At 31.5% G+C, this 20,121-nt stretch carries 19 protein-coding genes and 1 pseudogene; 9 read left to right on the top strand and 11 right to left on the bottom strand.

From position 1 onward, the window contains the following. Positions 1-98 precede the first annotated feature (98 nt). Both AAON49_RS14125 and obgE read left to right on the top strand, forming a co-directional pair. Positions 99-1,219: pseudogene (locus AAON49_RS14125) on the top strand (adenylate kinase). A 79-nt stretch (positions 1,220-1,298) separates the two neighbouring features. Then, positions 1,299-2,288 (top strand): GTPase ObgE, encoded by a 990-nt coding sequence (gene obgE, locus AAON49_RS14120; protein ID WP_349555503.1) that lies wholly within the window; start codon positions 1,299-1,301, stop codon positions 2,286-2,288. On the opposite strand, the gene AAON49_RS14115 is transcribed toward obgE, so the two are convergent. From AAON49_RS14115 to AAON49_RS14085, 7 genes are all read right to left on the bottom strand, one after another. After that, entirely contained in the window at positions 2,285-2,755 is a 471-nt protein-coding gene (locus AAON49_RS14115) for a hypothetical protein (RefSeq protein ID WP_349555501.1), read from the bottom strand. The two genes, obgE and AAON49_RS14115, sit on opposite strands and share 4 nt — an antisense overlap. 49 nt (positions 2,756-2,804) lie before the next feature. Next, positions 2,805-4,058: a tetratricopeptide repeat protein gene (locus AAON49_RS14110; protein WP_349555499.1), complete on the bottom strand. Its 1,254-nt coding sequence runs from the start codon at positions 4,056-4,058 to the stop codon at positions 2,805-2,807. Between the two features lie 60 nt (positions 4,059-4,118). Next, positions 4,119-4,838 carry an energy transducer TonB gene (locus tag AAON49_RS14105; RefSeq protein ID WP_349555497.1) on the bottom strand — a complete coding sequence of 240 codons (720 nt, stop codon included), beginning with the start codon at positions 4,836-4,838 and terminating at the stop codon, positions 4,119-4,121. A gap of 94 nt (positions 4,839-4,932) precedes the next feature. After that, complete coding sequence (locus AAON49_RS14100) at positions 4,933-6,519, bottom strand: M56 family metallopeptidase (protein WP_349555495.1); 1,587 nt, start codon at positions 6,517-6,519, stop codon at positions 4,933-4,935. Beyond that, a complete protein-coding gene (locus AAON49_RS14095) occupies positions 6,516-7,028 on the bottom strand; it encodes a hypothetical protein (protein ID WP_349555493.1) in 513 nt (170 codons plus the stop codon). The genes AAON49_RS14100 and AAON49_RS14095 overlap by 4 nt, the downstream gene beginning before the upstream one ends. Beyond that, positions 7,012-7,389, bottom strand: coding sequence for a BlaI/MecI/CopY family transcriptional regulator (locus AAON49_RS14090; RefSeq protein WP_349555491.1), 378 nt, complete (start codon positions 7,387-7,389; stop codon positions 7,012-7,014). The genes AAON49_RS14095 and AAON49_RS14090 overlap by 17 nt, the downstream gene beginning before the upstream one ends. A gap of 8 nt (positions 7,390-7,397) precedes the next feature. Then, complete coding sequence (locus AAON49_RS14085; RefSeq protein ID WP_349555490.1) at positions 7,398-8,462, bottom strand: serine hydrolase domain-containing protein; 1,065 nt, start codon at positions 8,460-8,462, stop codon at positions 7,398-7,400. A gap of 120 nt (positions 8,463-8,582) precedes the next feature. Between AAON49_RS14085 and AAON49_RS14080 the strand changes: the two genes are divergently transcribed. The 3 genes from AAON49_RS14080 to AAON49_RS14070 all read left to right on the top strand — a co-directional run bounded on the left by AAON49_RS14080 (position 8,583) and on the right by AAON49_RS14070 (position 11,573). Next, positions 8,583-9,083 (top strand): DUF456 domain-containing protein, encoded by a 501-nt coding sequence (locus AAON49_RS14080; protein ID WP_349555489.1) that lies wholly within the window; start codon positions 8,583-8,585, stop codon positions 9,081-9,083. Positions 9,084-9,316: 233 nt separating this feature from the next. Continuing rightward, the gene (lysS, locus tag AAON49_RS14075; RefSeq protein ID WP_349555488.1) at positions 9,317-11,011 is read left to right on the top strand and encodes a lysine--tRNA ligase; all 1,695 of its coding nucleotides are present in this window, start codon (positions 9,317-9,319) and stop codon (positions 11,009-11,011) included. Positions 11,012-11,135: 124 nt separating this feature from the next. Further along, entirely contained in the window at positions 11,136-11,573 is a 438-nt protein-coding gene (locus AAON49_RS14070) for a DUF805 domain-containing protein (protein ID WP_349555486.1), read from the top strand. An 11-nt stretch (positions 11,574-11,584) separates the two neighbouring features. Here AAON49_RS14070 and AAON49_RS14065 read toward each other — a convergent pair whose 3' ends face one another. The 3 genes from AAON49_RS14065 to AAON49_RS14055 are packed head-to-tail and all read right to left on the bottom strand — an operon-like array spanning position 11,585 to position 13,864. Further along, on the bottom strand, positions 11,585-12,139 hold the full coding sequence (locus AAON49_RS14065) for a thioredoxin family protein (RefSeq protein WP_349555484.1): 555 nt from the start codon (positions 12,137-12,139) through the stop codon (positions 11,585-11,587). A 43-nt stretch (positions 12,140-12,182) separates the two neighbouring features. Next, a complete protein-coding gene (locus AAON49_RS14060; RefSeq protein ID WP_349555483.1) occupies positions 12,183-13,094 on the bottom strand; it encodes a helix-turn-helix domain-containing protein in 912 nt (303 codons plus the stop codon). An 11-nt stretch (positions 13,095-13,105) separates the two neighbouring features. After that, positions 13,106-13,864 (bottom strand): hypothetical protein, encoded by a 759-nt coding sequence (locus AAON49_RS14055; RefSeq protein WP_349555482.1) that lies wholly within the window; start codon positions 13,862-13,864, stop codon positions 13,106-13,108. A gap of 27 nt (positions 13,865-13,891) precedes the next feature. Here AAON49_RS14055 and AAON49_RS14050 point away from each other — a divergent pair, with 27 nt between their 5' ends. Beyond that, positions 13,892-15,007 (top strand): helix-turn-helix domain-containing protein, encoded by a 1,116-nt coding sequence (locus AAON49_RS14050; RefSeq protein ID WP_349555481.1) that lies wholly within the window; start codon positions 13,892-13,894, stop codon positions 15,005-15,007. 152 nt (positions 15,008-15,159) lie between these two features. After that, positions 15,160-16,929: a T9SS type A sorting domain-containing protein gene (locus AAON49_RS14045; RefSeq protein WP_349555480.1), complete on the top strand. Its 1,770-nt coding sequence runs from the start codon at positions 15,160-15,162 to the stop codon at positions 16,927-16,929. A 156-nt stretch (positions 16,930-17,085) separates the two neighbouring features. On the opposite strand, the gene rsmG is transcribed toward AAON49_RS14045, so the two are convergent. Next, positions 17,086-17,712: a 16S rRNA (guanine(527)-N(7))-methyltransferase RsmG gene (rsmG, locus tag AAON49_RS14040; protein WP_349555479.1), complete on the bottom strand. Its 627-nt coding sequence runs from the start codon at positions 17,710-17,712 to the stop codon at positions 17,086-17,088. Positions 17,713-17,834: 122 nt separating this feature from the next. Between rsmG and AAON49_RS14035 the strand changes: the two genes are divergently transcribed. Together AAON49_RS14035 and AAON49_RS14030 are read left to right on the top strand one after the other, a co-directional pair. Next, on the top strand, positions 17,835-18,926 hold the full coding sequence (locus AAON49_RS14035; RefSeq protein ID WP_349555478.1) for a fatty acid desaturase family protein: 1,092 nt from the start codon (positions 17,835-17,837) through the stop codon (positions 18,924-18,926). A gap of 3 nt (positions 18,927-18,929) precedes the next feature. Next, positions 18,930-20,117: a pyridoxal phosphate-dependent aminotransferase gene (locus AAON49_RS14030; RefSeq protein WP_349555477.1), complete on the top strand. Its 1,188-nt coding sequence runs from the start codon at positions 18,930-18,932 to the stop codon at positions 20,115-20,117. Positions 20,118-20,121: the final 4 nt, after the last annotated feature.

The raw sequence follows: 20,121 nt of genomic DNA, 5'->3' as shown, positions 1-20,121 counted from the left end.
TTTTTAGAAACCTATAGGAACAACCGTTTTGCAATATAAAAGCTGAAATAAGGTCAGCTTGTGCAAAACGGTTTTTCCATTCTAAGTATCTTTGCACAATGAGTACAATTCAACTTCACGATTTACATTTTCAACCCTTCATTTCTGAAAAAGAAGTTTCAGAAATTGTAGATCGCTTGGTATTGGAAGTAAGTCAAGATCTTGATCCTAATGAGGTTCCATTGTTCATAGGAATCTTGAATGGATCTTTTTTGTTTGCCTCTGATTTTATCAGAAGATTTAAAGGCAATTGTGAGGTTTCGTTTGTAAAACTAAGCTCTTATCAAGGCACAGAATCTTCCAATCAAGTAAATGAATTGATTGGTGTAAATGAAAATTTAGAAGGAAGAACAGTCATTATTCTAGAAGATATTATTGATACTGGGAACACCCTACATAAAATCTACGATATCTTTAAAAACAAAAACGTAAAACAACTAAAAATAGCTACCTTATTTTTTAAACCATCAGTTTACAAAAAAGAGCTTCCAATTGATTATATTGGAAGAAGTATTGAAGACAAATTTATTGTAGGATATGGTTTAGATTATAATGGATTGGGTAGAAATTTACCTGCTATTTACCAACTAACAACACAACAATAAAAATGAAAAACATTGTATTATTTGGACCTCCAGGTGCAGGAAAAGGAACTCAAGCAGAGATCTTAAAAGAGAAATACAAATTAAAACATATTTCTACTGGAGATGTATTTCGATATAATATTAAGAATGAAACCGAACTAGGGCTTTTAGCTAAGACCTATATGGATAAAGGAGATTTGGTTCCTGATGAAGTTACAATTAACATGTTAGAGGCTGAAGTAGATAAGAATCCTGATGTACAAGGATTTATTTTTGATGGTTTCCCTAGAACAGAATCTCAAGCTGAAGCACTAGATGTATTTTTAGCAAAAAAAGGAGAAGTGATTAATGGAATGGTAGCTTTAGAAGTTCCTGAAGATCTATTGGTAGGCCGTTTGTTAGAAAGAGGAAAAACCAGTGGACGTTCTGACGATACTGATGAAGGAAAAATCAGAAATCGTTTCAACGAATACAATACAAAAACAGCTGTTTTAAAAGATTTTTATCAAGCAAAAGGAAATTACTACGGAGTAAATGGTGTAGGTTCTATTGAAGAGATTACAGAGCGTTTATCTGAAGTATTTGACAAACTATAAATAGCAAAGTTTGTGCGTTTATTTGTTTCTTATGGTGCCAAAATAAACTATTAAACAAATCAACATATAACAACAGAATATGACTGAAGGAAATTTTGTCGACTATATAAAAATTTATGCTTCCTCGGGAAAAGGCGGTAGAGGTTCTGCGCATTTACATCGAGAAAAGTATATCACCAAAGGTGGACCAGATGGTGGTGATGGTGGCCGCGGTGGCCATATTATCATCCGTGGTAATAAGAATATGTGGACATTATTTCACATGAAGTTTAAAAAGCACTTTAGAGCTGAACAAGGTGGAGATGGAAGTAAAAGTAGGAGTACAGGAAAAGATGGGGATGATATTTATATTGATGTTCCTTTAGGAACAATTATACGAGATAGTGAAACCAATGATATCCTTTTTGAAATTACTGAAGACGCTCAAGAAAAGATTCTTTTAGAAGGTGGAATGGGTGGTAGAGGTAACTGGCATTTTAAATCACCTACCAATCAAACTCCACGTTATGCGCAACCCGGAGTTGATGGAAAAGAAGGTTGGTTTCAAATAGAGCTTAAAATTTTAGCTGATGTAGGATTGGTTGGATTTCCAAATGCTGGTAAATCAACTTTATTATCTGTTATTACTGCGGCAAAACCTAAAATTGCCGATTATGCTTTTACAACGCTAAAACCAAACTTAGGAATTGTAGAATATAGAGATTTTCAGAGTTTTGTTGTTGCAGATATTCCTGGAATTATTGAAGGAGCAGCTGAAGGAAAAGGTTTAGGGCATCGTTTCTTACGACATATAGAACGTAATTCTACATTACTCTTTTTGATTCCTGCAGATAGCGATGATATTGCTAAAGAATATGAAATTCTTTTAAACGAATTAAAAAAGCACAATCCAGAATTGTTAGACAAACAGCGTTTGTTAGCTATTTCTAAATCGGACATGTTAGATGACGAGTTAAAAGAAGAATTGGAAAAAGAAATTCCAGAAAACATTCCGTATTTATTTATATCCTCAGTTGCTCAATTGGGCTTAACTGAATTAAAGGATAAACTTTGGCAAATGTTGAATTAATTTTCTAACTGAATCTTTATTGGAAGTGTATATTCTGATGTAACCGGTATTCCTCTTTTGGTAGCAGCTAAAATCTTAGGCAATTCTTGAATACTTTTTTCTACTTTTTCTTTAATATCTGGAATTTGTTTCAGTAAGATATCTGAAGCTTTTAAGGACTTTAAAATCGCCTTATTATCTGCTTGTATTACAATAACTACTTCAATTGTTTCATTTACAGATTTTTTTACTTGAATACTTTGCTTGCTAAGACTTGTTGAAATTTCTTTGTGGATCGTTTTTCTAAAACAATCTGTTTTCTCTTCTTTATCTATAATAGAATTACAAACTTCAAAAGAAGGAGGCGTGTCTACTGAAGTTGTATCTACTTCTGTATTAATTTTTTCTTGATTTTTATTTCTTTTAAATGAAAAGTAATCGCAAGAAGTCAAACAAAAAACAAAAATTATAAAAACTAAAACACGCATTGTTTCAAATTAACACTCCGTGAATTTACTAAAAATTAAGTCTGTTTTATCATTCTATTTTTTCTCCCTTTAAAAAGTAGTCTTTTTTTATCTCTTTCAACCTTCTTTTAGCGTATGCCGTAAAGTCTTTATCCATATTTTCAAACTGTAGTATATACTGATCATACAATCTATAGGCTTTCTTTTTGTCTTTGTAGTAATCATCTGTTGTTTTTGCTAATTGATAAAGCGCTAAATGATTTCCTCTGTTCTCTTTATAAGCTTTGTCAAACATTGCCATTGCTTCCTTTGGTTTGTTCATTTTCAAATTAGCATGACCCATTCCGTAATATTCTTCATCTCGTTTCTCAACACCAATATAAGTTGCCATCATATAATTGAATTTGGCCTTTTGGTAGTTTTTCAACTTCATTTCTGTATGACCCAAATACGTGAAGGTTTTAAAATCTGTCCTGTCTATTTCTTTTGATTTTTCAAAATATTCCTTTGCTTTTTCGTGTTCTTCTATGTTATAGTAGGTTCTACCAAACATATTTGTTACAAATAATTCGTTAGGAGTAATCGTATCTAATTTTTCTAACACCTTTAGAGTTTCATTATATTTCTTTTCTCTATAAGTTTGATTGACCATCAATTTGTTCAAATTGATATGATAAGGCTCTAACTCTAATCCTTTTCTCAAAAATAAGTTGGTAGAATCTGCATCTTGCAATTTAAAATAGCTGTTAGCTAGTTGATACAAAGATTTCACATGCGTTGAATCTATTTGATATGCTTCTAGAAAACTATCAATCATAGAATTACGTTGCTTTTTCATTGCATAAGCAACCCCTTTTTGATAGGCATAGTTAGGATTTGTATTATCAGTTACCAATAATTCTTCAAAGGTTTTAATTGCTTTATTGGCCTTTCTTTTGGTCAGATATAGTTTTCCTAGTTGATATTTGATCAATAAATTATCAGGATCTTGCTCTAAAATACTTTCAAAAATCTCAATCGCTTTTACATGAGCTTTTAACTTTTGATATGCTTTTCCTAATTGTACTTGGGTCTTATAATCTTCCTTTTCTTGTAATGCTTTTTCAAAAAACACAACAGACAATTTAGTTTTATCTAATTGATAATGAACATTAGCAATGGTCTTAAATTTTCGAAATGAATCTTCTAACAAGTCTAACTCAACAAGTGCCTTTTTGTATCGACCGTTAGATATAAGACTATCTATTTCGGGAAACAAATCTTTAGATTGAGAAAACCCTATACAACTTGAAGCGATAAAAATAAACAAGAAAATCTTTTTCATACCATATACTATTTAGCAGTTCTTTTCAAATATAAGAGATTATAAAACATCTGTTACACTTTACTCTACCATGATTCCCACAGGAAGTGTATACTTAACACCAACAGGTCTACCTCTTTGTCTTCCTGGTTTCATTTTGGGCAGTAACTTCACAATTCTAATTGCTTCTTTTTGCAATCTAGGATGTGGAGCTTTAGCTCTTACATCAACCACATTACCAGTCTCATCTATCCTAAAAAGCATAATGATTCTTTTCTTTCCTGGTGATAGCCCTAAATCTCCAGCAATATCAGAATTAAACTTTCTGTTAAAATGCTTTTTCATCTTTTTATTAAAACACGCTTTTAATTGTGCTTTGTTCCCTTTACACCCAGGAAATACTGGCACGTCTTCAATAATTGTAAAAGGTACATCTTCAATTACTTCCTCTGCTTCTTCAACTTCTTCAATCTCTTCTACTTCTACAGCTTCGGTTTCATCTGTTTCTGTGGTTTCTATAATGGTTTCTTCTACCTCTTTTTCATCTTCAACAATCTCTATTTTCTCTGGTGTTGGTGGTGGTGGCATTTTAGGAATCTCTGGTTCAATACGTTCTGTAATTGGGATTTCCTCTTCTAAATCGGCATTCATTACAACATCACCTAAGTCTCCAAATTGCCGATCAAAGGTTTTCTTTTCTATGGCTACATAAGTAATAAATAACGCTAATACTAAACCTATTTGCATAAACAACTTGCTATAATTTTCTAGGTTTGACTTTGGGTTTTTCTTAATTTCCATTTGTATGATTTTTTAAAATTTTACATAGGAATTCCTATACTGCTTGCAAAAAGCTGTAGAAAAAAGGCTCCTAAATAATTTGATTTATTCTATTCTATTTTACGTCAATTCGCATTGGTAATGTAAATTTAACCTTCACTTTTTTACCTTCTTTTTCTCCTGGTGTCATCTTAGGTAACATTTTTACTAATCGAATTACTTCTTCTTCTAATTTTCTTACAGGAGCTTTTACATTAATATCTACAACATTTCCACTCGTATCAATCTTAAAGTTGATAATCAATCGTTTTGGCCCTGATGACAATTTCAATTTATTAGGTAAATCAGTATCAAAGTTTTTGGCAAAATGCTGTTGAATTTTCTTCACAAAACATTTTTTATCATTGTCTTCACATCCTGGAAACGTAGGCACTTTATTTAACTTAGCAAAAGAAACTTCCTCAGCCGGCTCTACATTTCCAGGATCAAACTGAGCATCATCCATAGAAAAATCCCAAATAACAGCAATCATTTTCCTTTGATTTTCTAGCTTATAGAGTTCTACTTTAGACCAAAAAGCAAACCCATTATAGTTATGATTAGATAGGAACTCTTTGTACTCAGTTAACTCTTCATCGGTTAACTCTTTCTCACTAATTTTAGTACCATAAGTTGGTTTTACTCGATCTGTATATCGGTCCATGAATGTATCTGGAAAACCTTGCTCATTATCATTTGTTCTTTTCCTATAAACTTCTAAAAGCTTTTGCTTTGTATTTGTTTTACCGTTTGCATTGTAGTATGTAATAGATTGTTTTGCTCCAACATTATTACTATTTAAACTACTATCCAATTCATTGCTGCAAGACATATAAAAAAGCATACTTATCAAAACAGGAATTAGAAGTAAATATTTGAGTTGCATTACTTGTTTTGATCTCTTTTTTGATAACATCTTTATTCTCTTTTTAATAAAAGAGCTTACAAAAAATTGATTTACAAATGAAATATCTTCTACATCAAACAACTCGTTAATTAATTTATTCAAGTAATCTTTTTTACTAGAGGATTTTACTACTTTATCATCAGAGATATACTCATGCACGATTGAAATTCTTTTTTGATAAACATAAATAAGTGGATTGAACCACATAACAATCTTTAAGATTTCAAAAAATAACAAATCCAATGAATGCTTTTCCGAGCTATGAACCAACTCATGTAAAATAATTTTTTCTTTATCTTTTCCTGTTACGTTTTCTCCTAGAAATATATAATTGAAAAATGAAAAAGCTTTCTTAGAATTAGGTAACACAACTAACTTGTATGTCTTATTGGTAATAACTTTATTTTGTCTTATTAATAGAATTAGTTTAGAAATTTTTGCAAGAAATAAAATGAAAAACAATGCTAATCCTATCCAAAATATTACAGGTCCGTAAGCAATTGAATCTTGTATAGGGGTTTGTTCGATAGCTTTCTGTGGAGATAAGACAATTTCTGGTAAAAGAATGCTTATTTCAGTAGGAATAGATTTTTGTAAGGAGGGAATTCTGATTAATGGAATGACAAAACTAGCTAATGGAGTTAGCAACAAATACCATCTGTTTTTCGTGAAGAATGTTTCCTTTTTAAGAAAAGCATCATAAACAAATAAGAACAATGCTTGAAACAACATTACTTGAACAATATAATTAATCATATCTCTTGATTTTTAATAGTGTTTGGAAGTGATACTTTACCACATTGAGCGAAGTCTTTATCTTTGGATATTGAGATTTGTGTGCTCTTTAAAAACTCTTCAATAAGTTTTCCATACTCCTCTCCTTTTTTATTGGTGATTGGATTGTATATTCGATAAGCGTAGGCTTTTACATTGCCATTTTTGTGAAAATAAATTTTATTGAAAATTTTAATTTTTTCATCCGAAATCCCCCAATCAAAATCTTTTTTATTTAAAAAACCACTCATGTTAGTATGAAGCTCAGACCATGATTTATAAACAAATTTCATACTATCTTTACTTATTGACGGATTTAGTAAATTTGAGTGTGTATCATCTAGTTTCAGTTTTTGAAAGTTAGCTCTAGATGTCTCATTTGCGATATTAAAAACCATAATTTCTGGATTCTTATTATCATTTTTCTCTGCTTTGCACCCAAGGCAGAATATGAGAATCGATAGAATATATAAGTTAGCTATTCTTCTCATTTCCTTTTTTGTTTACTTCTTTTAATATCTCTTCTAATTCTTTCATATCCATCTTATTTTCTTTCATAAAAAAAGACACCATACTTTTAAAAGATCCCTCAAAATATCCATTCATCAGTTTATGTAAGCTTTGGTTGCTATAATCTGATTTTTCCATTAGAGGGAAATAAACATATCCTCTACCCTTAGTTTTATGTCCAACAAATTCTTTTGTTTCTAAGATTCTTATAATGGTAGAAACTGTATTATATGCCGGCTTTGGCTTAGGTAATTTTTCAATAACTTCTTTTACAGATGCTTCCTGTAAGTCCCATAAGACTTGCATAATTTGTTCTTCTGCTTTTGTTAATTGTTTACTCATATTGTTTTTTATTTTGTAGAAGAAAAATAGTTGTCAAATATTGTTTGTGCTATATTAGGTCTTCTCAAATTCCACCCAGTAATAACAACTACTAATTCTGTTTTGGGCTCAACTATTATTAACTGCCCTCCTGCTCCTCTCGCTAAAAATATATTATACTTTCTTCCATTTCTATCAACAGGGTTTACCCACCAAAAATATCCGTAATCAAATTGCTTATATAATGGATTTCCTTCTGCTGCTTTTACAATAGAAGATGTAGCTTTAGAAGCAAAAGCTTCTGGGATAATTTGATTTCCATTCCATTTTCCTTTTTGCAAATACAACTGTCCAATCTTAGCTAAATCTCTTGGTCTTAAAAAAATCAAAGCCATTCCGTTATTAGATGGACCACCATTACCTTTCCAAAATCTATATTTTTTTATATTAAGTTCATCAAACAAATATTTTTTAGCAAAATCTTGTATTGGTGTTTTGGCTGCATTTTGTATAATTCCACTAATTAAAGTAGGCGCTGCATTAGAGTAATTAAATACTTTTCCTAGATCGTTATTCATATCTGTTTTCAAAATAACTTGGTACCAATCTCCAGTTGTATTTATCAAATTTCTCCAATTGTTATCTGGTGAATTCCACGGACTTTCTTTCCATTTCAATCCATGTCTTTGTGTTAAAAGGTCATTGATTTTTATCTTTTGTATTTCCTTGCTCAGGTTTTTGTACTCGGGAAAATATGTAACCACTCTATCTTTTACTCCATTTACTTTTCCTTGTTGAATCGCACATCCAAGTATTGTAGCAATGATACTTTTTGTCACAGATTGTGCTTGGTGTAAAGAATCTTTTTTCCATCCTTTGTAATAATTTTCATAGACCAGTTTTCCTTCTTTAACAACTAATAAACTGTGAACGTTTCCGTAAGCTCCATTTTTTATCGCCTTATTAGCCTCTAAAGATTTTTTATAGATTTCTTTGTCTACAGCTGACACATCAAAATTAATTTGAGCTACGCCATCTATTCCAGTCAAAGCTAGAATAAAAACTATAATTTTAACCATAGAAATCGACTTCATCAAAAATAGATTTTGCCAAATGTAACTAAATTTTTAGTTTAAACTAATTTTTTAGTTGAATTTAACATTTTGTAACAATCATTTCTTTTTTTCGTTTCATATATACAACTAATGCGTTCTATGGATATCCTACTTGTTTTTTTTGGGTTCATTTTTATGATTTTAGGCATTATAGGTGCTTTTCTTCCAGTTTTGCCTGGGCCTATTACAGGTTGGGTGGGATTATTGTTATTACATCTTACAAAAGCTATCCCTCAAGACTGGACTTTTTTAGGTATCACCTTGGGCATTGCCGTTATCATCTGGTTTTTAGACTATATAATTCCAGCTATGGGGACTAAGCGGTTTGGCGGTAGTAAATATGGAGTTTACGGAACAACTATTGGTTTGTTAATAGGTTTGTTTTTCTTTCCTCCTTTCGGAATTATAATAGGCCCTTTTGCAGGAGCATTTGTTGGTGAGTTAATGTTTGACAGCAACGATTCTAAAAGGGCTTTAAGAGCTGCTTTCGGTTCTTTTATTGGTTTTTTATTCTCAACCGGACTTAAATTCATTACTGGGCTTATCTATTTAGGCTTGTTCATTTCTATAGCTTGGGAGTATAAATCAGCCTTCTTTTAAGAGCAAAAAAAAAGCAACCCATTTCAGGGAAGCTTTCCATTGGTTAACAAAACCGCGGTACTTTTACGAAAGTACCAAAACAACACAACTAAATGCTGTTTCATTTCAAAACAGCCCACAAATATACTTGTTTTTTTAAATCTCACCAACGTTTTTTCTTTTTTTAGCGTATGCTTCTTTTGAGTTATTGATTATCTTTGCGCCTTTGAATCACAAAAGTAAAAAGAGTTACAATGCAATTATCAGAACAAGAAGTTGTACGAAGAGAAAAGCTAGTCAGATTAAGAGAAATGGGTATTAACCCATACCCTGCTGATTTATATCCAGTTGACCACATTTCCAAACAGATTAAAGATCAGTTTGAGGAAGGTAAAAAAGTAATTGTTGCTGGTAGATTGATGTCTCGTCGTATTCAAGGAAAAGCTTCTTTTGCTGAATTACAAGATGCTGAAGGAAGAATACAAGTATATTTTAATAGAGATGAAATTTGCACTGGTGAAGACAAAACTTTATACAATGAAGTTTATAAGAAATTACTAGATATAGGTGATTTTATTGGTATTGAAGGAGAACTATTTACCACTAAAGTTGGTGAAAAAACGGTTATGGTTAAAAAATTTACTTTGTTGAGTAAAGCTTTAAAACCTCTTCCGCTACCAAAAACAGATTCAGAAGGGAATACATATGACGAGTTTAACGATCCTGAATTACGTTACAGACAACGTTATGCAGATTTAGCAGTAAACTCACATGTAAAAGAAGTTTTTGTAAAGAGAACTAAACTCTTCAACGCAATGCGATCTTTCTTTAATGATGCTGGATATTTTGAAGTTGAAACTCCTATTTTACAACCTATTCCAGGTGGTGCAGCTGCTCGTCCTTTTATTACACATCACAATTCATTAGATATTCCATTATATATGAGAATTGCTAATGAGTTGTATCTAAAAAGGTTAATTGTAGGTGGATTTGATGGCGTTTATGAATTCTCTAAAAACTTCCGTAATGAAGGAATGGATAGGACTCATAATCCAGAGTTTACCGCAATGGAAATCTATGTAGCTTATAAAGATTACAACTGGATGATGGATTTTTGTGAGCAATTGTTAGAACATTGTGCCATTGCTGTAAACGGAACAACGAAAGCAACTTTTGGTGAGCATGAAGTAGATTTCAAAGCTCCTTATGCTCGTGTAACCATGGCCGACTCAATCAAACATTTTACTGGTTTTGATATTACTGGAAAATCTGAAGATGATATCAGACAAGCTGCAAAATCTATGGGTGTTGAGGTAGATGATACTATGGGGAAAGGAAAGTTGATTGATGAGATCTTCGGTGAGAAATGTGAAGGAAATTACATTCAGCCAACGTTTATTACAGATTACCCAAAAGAAATGAGTCCGTTATGTAAAGAACACAGAGACAACCCAGAACTTACTGAGCGTTTTGAATTAATGGTTTGCGGTAAAGAAATTGCCAATGCTTATTCTGAATTGAATGACCCAATTGATCAAAGAGAGCGTTTTGAAGCACAATTAAAATTAGCCGACCGCGGTGATGATGAAGCTATGTTTATTGACCAAGATTTTTTACGTGCTTTAGAATATGGAATGCCTCCTACTTCTGGAATGGGAATTGGTATGGATCGTTTAATTATGTATTTAACCAATAACCAATCGATTCAGGAAGTATTATTCTTTCCTCAAATGAAACCTGAAAGACAAGCTCCAACTGTTGAGTTAAATGACGATGAAAAAGCAGTATTAGCCATTCTTCAAAAAGCTGAAAAAATAGAACTGAACGATTTAAAATCTCAATCTGGCTTATCTAATAAAAAATGGGATAAAACCATTAAAGGATTAACAAAAAACAATCTTGCTGCTGTAACAAAAACTGATGAAGGTTTGTTTGTAGAAATAAAATAAACTATAAAGAAGATTAAACATATAAGGGTTGCATTAGCAACCCTTTTTTATTACTTCAAAAGAAAATGTATATTCGTAAATAATCTGATTAACAGATTACCTAATAAATAACTAACCGACTAATATGGAAAGAGTTAAAACAGAATCAGAATACAACATGATAGATTGGTGGAAAAAAGCATTCCTTCAAAACTATGCCAACTTTGAAGGTAGAGCTAGAAGATCTGAATACTGGTATTTTATCTTATTTAATTTTATTATTTCTTTTACGGCATGGATAGCGTCTTTTATACTTTTCTTTATAGGAGGATTTCTATTATGGTTTTTTATAGGGGCTTTTAGTTTAGCGATTATAATTCCAAAATTAGCCGTTCAAGTTCGAAGGCTTCACGATACAGGTAAGTCCGGATGGTGGATATTTATTTGTTTAATCCCTGTTATTGGCGCTATCGCTCTTTTAGTTTTCAACCTCACAGAAGGAGACAGAGGGGCAAATGAATATGGTCCAGATCCAAAACAAATATCAGATTCTACCATTAATGAAATAGGAAAAAATTATTAATTTTTAGTTCCTTATTTCCACTTAATACTACAACCTATACTGGGCTTTTCAGGTCCAGTATAATTTTTGTTGTCAAGTACTTCATTTAAAACACTTCGAATGCTTTTGCCAGAAACTGGAATACCATTACCTGGCCTAGAATCATCTAATTGACCGTGATATACAGATTTTAAACCTGAATCAAACACGTACAAATCTGGAGTGCAAGCTGCATCATACGCTTTGGCTATTTCTTGACTTTCATCATATAGATACGGAAATGGATATCCTAACTTTTTGGCATGAATCTTCATGTTTTCAGGACTATCTTGTGGGTAACTTTCAACATCATTACTGCTAATCGCTACAAATCCAACTCCTTTTGAGTTATAATCATTTGCCAATGCTACCAATTGCTCATTTACATGGATAACAAAGGGGCAATGATTACAAATAAACATTACTACTGTAGCTTTCTCTCCTTTAATTTCTGTTAGAGAGATTACCTTTCCTGAAATTGTATCAGGTAATTTAAAGTTAGGGGCTAAAGTTCCTCTTTCGAAAGGATTTGAAGGTGTAAGGGCCATGATATTTCTTTGTGCTAAAATACCACAAATCTTTATGAGATACTTATCCTGCCGCTTTAAATTTCATTGGAGTTAACCCTGTAATTAGTTTAAATCTCTTAGAAAAAGAAATTGCATCTGAAAAACCAGATAAGCATGCTATATCAGTAACTGTTAGGTTGGTGTTCTTTAGATAATGCTTTGATTTTTGAATCTTTAAAGACAAGTAATAATTATAAGGTGTAGTTTTAAATACAGTTTTGAAAACTCTAATTAAATGATATTTTGACAAAAAGGAAGCTTTAGAGAGTAAATCTAAATTAAAATCGTTGTGGATATTTTCTTCTATAAATACTTTTGCTAATGATGCTCTTTTAAACAATTCGCAACGAGTTGCATATTTCACTCTTTGTATACTATTGATCTTTCGTAAAATATCTGTTTGAGAAAAAATTAGATTAGAAGCAAAACTATAAAAGACTTCCTCGTTAATTTGGAAATTTCTATGACAGACATAATGACTAAAAAACATGTCTAGATAAACTCCCAGCATATCATTTTTAGGATAAATATTCTCAAAAAAACATATGCTCTCATTCTGGGTTAAAAAAGGATTATCTAATAAATGCTCTTGAGAGTAGATTACATTTGCAAGAACATTATTTACTAATGTCTTATCTAAAAATATAGATAGTGCTTTCGCATTTGAGTGTAAGTTTTCTACAGTTTGATCATCATTAATAAGCAAATACTGATTTTTATTCACTTTAAATTGATTCTTGCCTACTCCATATTGTTCAAAACCTTCAAGGACATATTTTATTGAAAAACTAGAAGTATATTTTAATGGCGTACCATTTTTTACATCTGAATAATAAATCTCGTTAGAAAATTTATCAGGAAAAAATTCCTGACTTTTGGGTTCAGAAAAATGTACTATTTCTTCTTTGTAAGCTACTATTTTTTTAGAATTCATTATTGATTTTACTATTCTATTAAACGAACATATTTGTTTAGCTTTTTTATATCATTCTTTGACTTCAAATAAGGATCAATTCGATAATCTCCCATATCTTGTATTTTGTAATTGGGCAACTGCTTTCCAAAATATAATTTTACAAAAAGATCTACTATTCTCTCTTTCAAAGTATGTGCAACATTGAATTCATTGACTATTGACTCTTGGATTCCTATATGAGTAATCTCATGAATAATTGTATGAGCTGCCTTTTTGTATTGTTTATAGTTCCCTTCTTTTGTTATGTATAAGATAATTCTCCCTGTTTCAGGATCAAAACTACCACCTGGCCCGTATAGAGTTAAAATGACTTCATACGTTTTAAATTTTTTAAAATCCCAATTCAATTCATCTTCATCAATTTGCTTTAAAAGAGTTTCAATAAGTTTTATATCCTTCTTTGTTTTTTCATATCCTTTCAAGTAATCCTTCTTATTAAAGACTTTTGCAGTAACAAATTGTTTCAGTTTTTTGTAATCTTTATCTGACAATTGGTTTTTAAGAGCTTTCTCTTGTAGAGTTTTAATGAGTTTTCCTTCAGGTAATGATACTTGATAATTATTCTCTTTAAAAAAGCGAGTATCAATTATTGTCCTCCATATATAATCCGTTTCTTCAGTTGCTGTTGGAAAAATTAATCTTACATTACTTTGACTATAGGATATGCTAGAAAATAAAATCGCACTTAAAATGAGCAATATTTGACAATCCCTTACAATTTCTTTCATATATTTTACCTTTAAATTAAACAGATTATGGAATACATTAATATTATTGTTGCGCTACAAATCCTATTTCTGTTTCTCATTCTTTACTTTAAAAACAATAATTACTTAAATAAGTTACTTTCTATTATTTTATTAATTCCTGCAATCACTTTTGTATTTAATGTTCTAGACATATTGAATATACTTCCAAATGATATTTTTGGAATTGCATATTTTATAACTTTCCCTATTGCATTCCTTTTTGCTCCTTTAATATTCTACTATATCTATTTATTATGTGGTGAAAAGATATCTTTAAAACATCCATTATTCATTGTTTCTGCTCTTACCTTACTTTACGGTTTTTATGGACTAGTAAAATTCATCTGGCTATCTTCTTTAGAAAAAGACGCATATGTAAGAAGTATAAAAAACGATGAGTTCCCTACAGAAATACTTACCTTATCTCTTCTTTTTTTCTTTCTACAACAAATATATTTTACATTCTCAGCTATTAAGATCTATCGTTTTAAAAAGAAAGTTGCCAATACTCTTTCTTCCCGAAGCAATCTTAAAATAGATTTTACTCAAAGACTCATTATACTTATTTGGATTTTAAACATCATAAGTACAGTTTCATACTCGCTATTTTCTAGACGAATGGTAGAATTTATTATGATTCCACTTGTCATATTTTTAATCATCAATTTTATTTTTTATTATGCCTTTAAGTATCAAGCAATCTTTAACGAGGACACATATAAAATCTTCTTAAAAGATATAAAACTAATCAACTCTGTACCGATTGCTAAAAAGGCTAATCCAACAATAAAAAACAAGCTACTCGCTGAAAATATTCAAGATTTACTGGAAAGGAATAAATCTTATTTAAATCCAGATTATACAATTTTTGATATGTCAAAAGAACTTAACTGCTCTTATAATGAAGTATCAATAATCATTAACAAAGAAATTGGACTAAACTTTTCTCAACTAATTAATAACTACAGAGTTGAAGAATCTAAAATCCTACTTAAGGAAAAAATAGATAGTCTCACTATTGAAGCTATCGGCAAATCTGCAGGTTTTAAAAGTAGAGCTTCATTTTATAGAGCTTTTAAAAACAAAACTGGGAAAACTCCTACTGAATACATAAAATCTTAACATAATTAATGTCTCAAAAAAGAGATATGAGACATATCAATCTTTTTTATTGATTTCTTGGCAGTTATAACAGAGTAACTTTGAATAAATAGGCAATTTTTGACAGTTAGTCCACTGGCAAAATAAATACCTTTATTCAAAAATCAATCACCATGAAAAAAATTATCTTTCTAATTTTTATTCTGTTCTTTACTAAAGGATTCTCTCAAATACCAGCTGAAGCTACTTTAGAAACTGGCTATACAATAACAAGTCACGGGTATATTTTGTATCCATCTCCAGATTCTAATTATGCTAATGTTATTGAAGTTGGTCCTGGAAAACAATATCAAGAGATTCACGACATCCCTTTAACCAGTGTTGTTAAAAATACACTTATCAAAATCTTTCGCAGAACTGATCCATACAGAACTAAAGTTTTTGTAGATGTCATTGGAACAGAAAACGAACGTGTTCGCTTTCAAGGTATTCCTGATGCAAATGGAAACTTACCAGTTATCAGTTTTGAAAACGCAACTACTTGGGGTAATACAACTGATGCTACTTTAGAATCAGGATCTGCTTTTGTTGTTTTTGGCACTTGGTCTAACAAACCTGCATGGATTGACATCGTGAATTTACATATAAAAGATGCGCCATATGCCAGTGTTTGGGCAAAAGGAGATCACATTTCTGTTAAAGGTTGCATCTTAGAAAATAGCGCTAACGGAGTGTTCTTTCAAGCTGCTAATCAATTGTTAATTGAAATTTCTACTTACATTTTAATAGAAGGGTGCAAGTTTACTGGAAATGGAACTGTTAATGGCTGGTTACACCATAACATCTATGCTCAAGGCATGCATACATTAATTCAATTTAACAATATAGAAGCACTTAGAACTGGAGCATTTGGCGCCAGTTTAAAAGATCGTTCTTCTCATACTGTTATTAGATATAACAAAATAGAAACTTCGGCCAGAACATTAGATTTAGTTGAACCTGAAGATACAGATATGGTTCTAACTACAGATCCTAATTGGGATGATGTTTATGTATATGGCAATCTATTAATCAACAAAGATGTTCCTGTAACTGGAGCTGGAGTTAATATGGTTCATTATGGTTATGATAACACTCCTACTTTTAGAAGAGAAGGAACTCTATATTTTTTCAATAATACAATAGCTATAGATAGAAATGATGGAATATGGAGAGTAAATCTTTTTGATGTAAACAGCACAAACTCTGTGGTTGAATTCTCAAACAATATTGTTACTGCTATTGGAATGCAAACCTTTTACATCTTTCGATCAAATAATACTGATAATGCTGGTAGCATTAATTTTGACACTTCTTATTTTTCAATTCTCAACACACAAAACAACTGGCAATTAACAGAAAATGCTGGAAGTTATTTTATGACTGGCGATAGCAATATTATTGAGGGAACAGATCCAGGCTTTGTTAATGCCAACAGCAACGATTTTACTTTAAACAATAACTCACCATGCATTGGTAATGGTGTAGATCTTATGAACAGCCTAGGTCTCTCAGTCGGTTTTAACAGTGTCAATCCCCATATTGATATTACAAGGAGTGATTATTCTGCTCCTAGCCTAGGTTGTTTTTCTTCAACAGCTACTGCCAGTATTGATGAAACAATAGACTTTTTCTCTATTAAAAGTACTGCATATCCCAACCCCTTTAATGAACAAATAACTATTGAATATACATTAAAAGATAATTCTCAATGCTCAATCATAATTTATAATTCTTTAGGGCAGAAAGTAAAAACATTAGTCAAATCGGAATTGATTTCTGGAGTACATCACGCTCTTTGGGATGGTAAAAATGACCTTAACCAATCTGTTTCTAAAGGGTTATATTATCTTGTTATTCAAGCAAACAATAAAAAAGCTACTCGATCAATTCTTTATAATTAATTTTTTTCTCGAGAATAATTCTGAATGCAAAAATAAAACCTGACTCTACTAAAATATCATATTGCATGTATAAAAAATACTAACCAATTAGTTAGACGATAAGTTGTTTATCCCCCAAACAATCTATCTAATAAGGGATTGAAGCTTTTCAGTTCCTTATTTTTTCTTTAAAGGTAAGTGTACTACTTTTTTAGTCTCAAAAAAATCTTCTTCAAAGTAGTTGGGAAGGTCATAAATAGTTGCTTTGGGGAAACTCTTCAATTCCTCATTTAAGTCGCCTCCTTTCAAATACAAAATTCCATTTTTTAGATTATGATTTTGTTTTTTTGCAATCTTCCCTTTGGTCCATCTTACAAAAGTTTCCATTTGAGCAACAGCTCTACTCACAATAAAATCATATTCCTCTTTTATCTCTTCTACTCTACCATGCGTAGTTCTAACATTTTGTAATTGTAGTCCTTCAGAAACCTCATTTACTACTTTGATTTTTTTTCCGATACTATCCACCAAGTGAAACTGTGTTTCAGGAAATAAAATAGCCAAGGGTATTCCTGGAAATCCTCCACCAGTTCCTACATCCATCACTTTAGATCCTGGGTTAAATTTCATCACTTTTGCGATTCCTAAAGAGTGTAAAACGTGTCTAAGGTATAGTTCATCGATGTCTTTTCTTGAAACTACATTAATCTTTAGATTCCAATCTTGATAAAGGTCCTGCAATTTTGAAAACTGATCTAACTGAGTATCAGACAAGTTCGAAAAGTATTTCTGAATAATTTCCATAATCTATTTTATAGATTGCAAAAGTAATTAATCGTGTTAACAATTAGATGAAAAAAGCAACGTTAATAATCGTACCAATCACATAAAACCGTATTTTTGTTTCTTAAATTTTTCTCCCACATATGAAAACTGTAAACTTTTCTAGAATAGATAAAGCTAAATTTTTCAGAACTCTAAATAAAAGAGTAAATACCTATTTTAAGGAAAATAACATTAAGCGTACTGGTAATTGGAAACTATATTCTAAAGCCGTTATCATGTTTGCTGTGTTTTTGGTTCCATTTATTTTGGTTCTTACAGTAGATATGCCACAATGGTTAATGATTATTTTAATGGCTGTTACTGGTATTGGTATGGCTGGTGTAGGAATGAATGTTATGCATGATAGTAATCACGAGTCTTTTTCAAGTAGAAAATGGGTGAATAAATTAATGGGAAGCAGCATTTATATTCTAGCTGGAAATGTATATAACTGGAAAGTACAACATAACGTATTGCATCATACATTTACAAATGTTAAAGACGTTGACGAGGATATTGATGCTGGAAGAGTTATTCGTTTTTCTCAGCATTCAAAATGGTTTAAGATTCATAAACTTCAAAAATATTACTCGATATTTCTTTATGGATTGTTAACTATTAATTGGGCAATTACTACCGATTTTAAACAAATGCGCAGCTATTTAAAACGCAAATTATCGTATGGTAAATTCCCAAACCCTAAGGTAGAATGGACGAAACTAGTTATCTCTAAAATTGCTTATTATGCGCTTTGGATATTATTGCCTTTACTAGTTTTAGATGTGGCTTGGTGGAAAGTACTACTTGGTTTCTTTGTGATGCATTACACAGCTGGAATGATTTTGAGTTTAGTATTTCAATTAGCACATATTGTTCCTAATACTGAAATGCCTTTACCGGATAAAGATGGCAACTTAGAGCACACGTGGGCTGTGCATCAGCTATATACAACCTCTAATTTTGCACCTAGTAATTGGTTTGTAAATTTCTATACTGGAGGGCTTAATCATCAAGTTGAACATCATATTTTCCCACATATCTCTCATGTACATTATGGGAAATTGGCTAAAATTGTAAAGCAAACGGCTAAGGAATTTAACTTACCGTATAATGAATACAAAACCACTAGGAGAGCCATTATAGAACATTTTAGACATTTAGGCAATCTTGGTAAAAAACCGCAAGTAGCGTAACTAATGACACATCCTTTATCTGACCGAATAAACAGTTTACCTGTTTCTCAAACTTTAGCAATGGCTGCTAAGGCAAGAGAATTAAAATCTCAAGGAAAAGATATTATAAGTTTAAGTTTGGGAGAACCAGACTTTAATACACCTAACTTTATTAAAGATGCTGCAATTCAAGCCATCAACGATGATTATAATTCGTATACTCCTGTTGATGGATATTTGGAATTGAAAGAAGCTATCTGCACAAAATTTAAAAGAGACAACAATTTAGAGTATCAACCAAATCAAATTGTGGTTTCTACTGGAGCAAAACAGTCTATTGCGAATGTAGCTCAAGTTTTATTAAACCCTGGAGATGAAGTTTTATTACCCGCTCCTTATTGGGTTAGTTACTCTGCTATTGCTACTTTATGTGAAGCAAAGTTTGTAGAAATACCTTCTTCTATTGATGCAGATTTTAAAATTACTCCAGAACAATTGGAAGCTGCCATTACACCAAAAACCAAAATGGTGTTCTTTAACTCTCCTAATAATCCTAGCGGAACTATTTATTCGGAAAGTGAAGTAAGAGCTTTGGCAAAAGTTTTAGAAAAATATCCTAACATCTATATTCTATCAGATGAGATTTACGAGCATATCAACTATGGTACGAAACCTTTTAGTTTTGCTGCAGTAGAAAGCATCTACGAAAGAACTATCACCGTAAACGGATTAGCAAAAGCCTTTGCTATGACTGGTTGGCGAATTGGGTTTATTGGCGCACCTCAGTGGATTGCCAAAGCCTGTACTAAAATGCAAGGTCAAGTTACCTCTGGAACCAATTGTATTGCGCAGCGTGCTGCTATCACAGCCGTGTTGGCTCCTGTAAACAAAGTACAATATATGGTAGACGAATTTAAAACGCGTCGTGATATGGTATTGGACCTTCTAGGAGAAATTCAAGGTTTTAAGTTGAATATTCCTGACGGAGCTTTTTATATTTTTCCAGACATTTCTGCTTTCTTTGGCAAAACTATTCAAGGAAAAGCCATTAACAATGCGAACGATTTCTCGATGCTTTTACTAGAAGAAGCGAATGTGGCTACCGTAACAGGAGAAGCTTTTGGGGCTCCGAATTGCATACGACTATCCTATGCTGCTTCTGAAGAGCAATTAAGAGAAGCGATTCGTAGAATCAAAGAAATTCTAAGCTAGAATT

Origin of the sequence: Pseudotenacibaculum sp. MALMAid0570, from assembly GCF_040151415.1 — a bacterium.
GTDB lineage: Bacteria > Bacteroidota > Bacteroidia > Flavobacteriales > Flavobacteriaceae > Polaribacter.
This window is presented reverse-complemented; position numbering and strand designations above follow the sequence as displayed.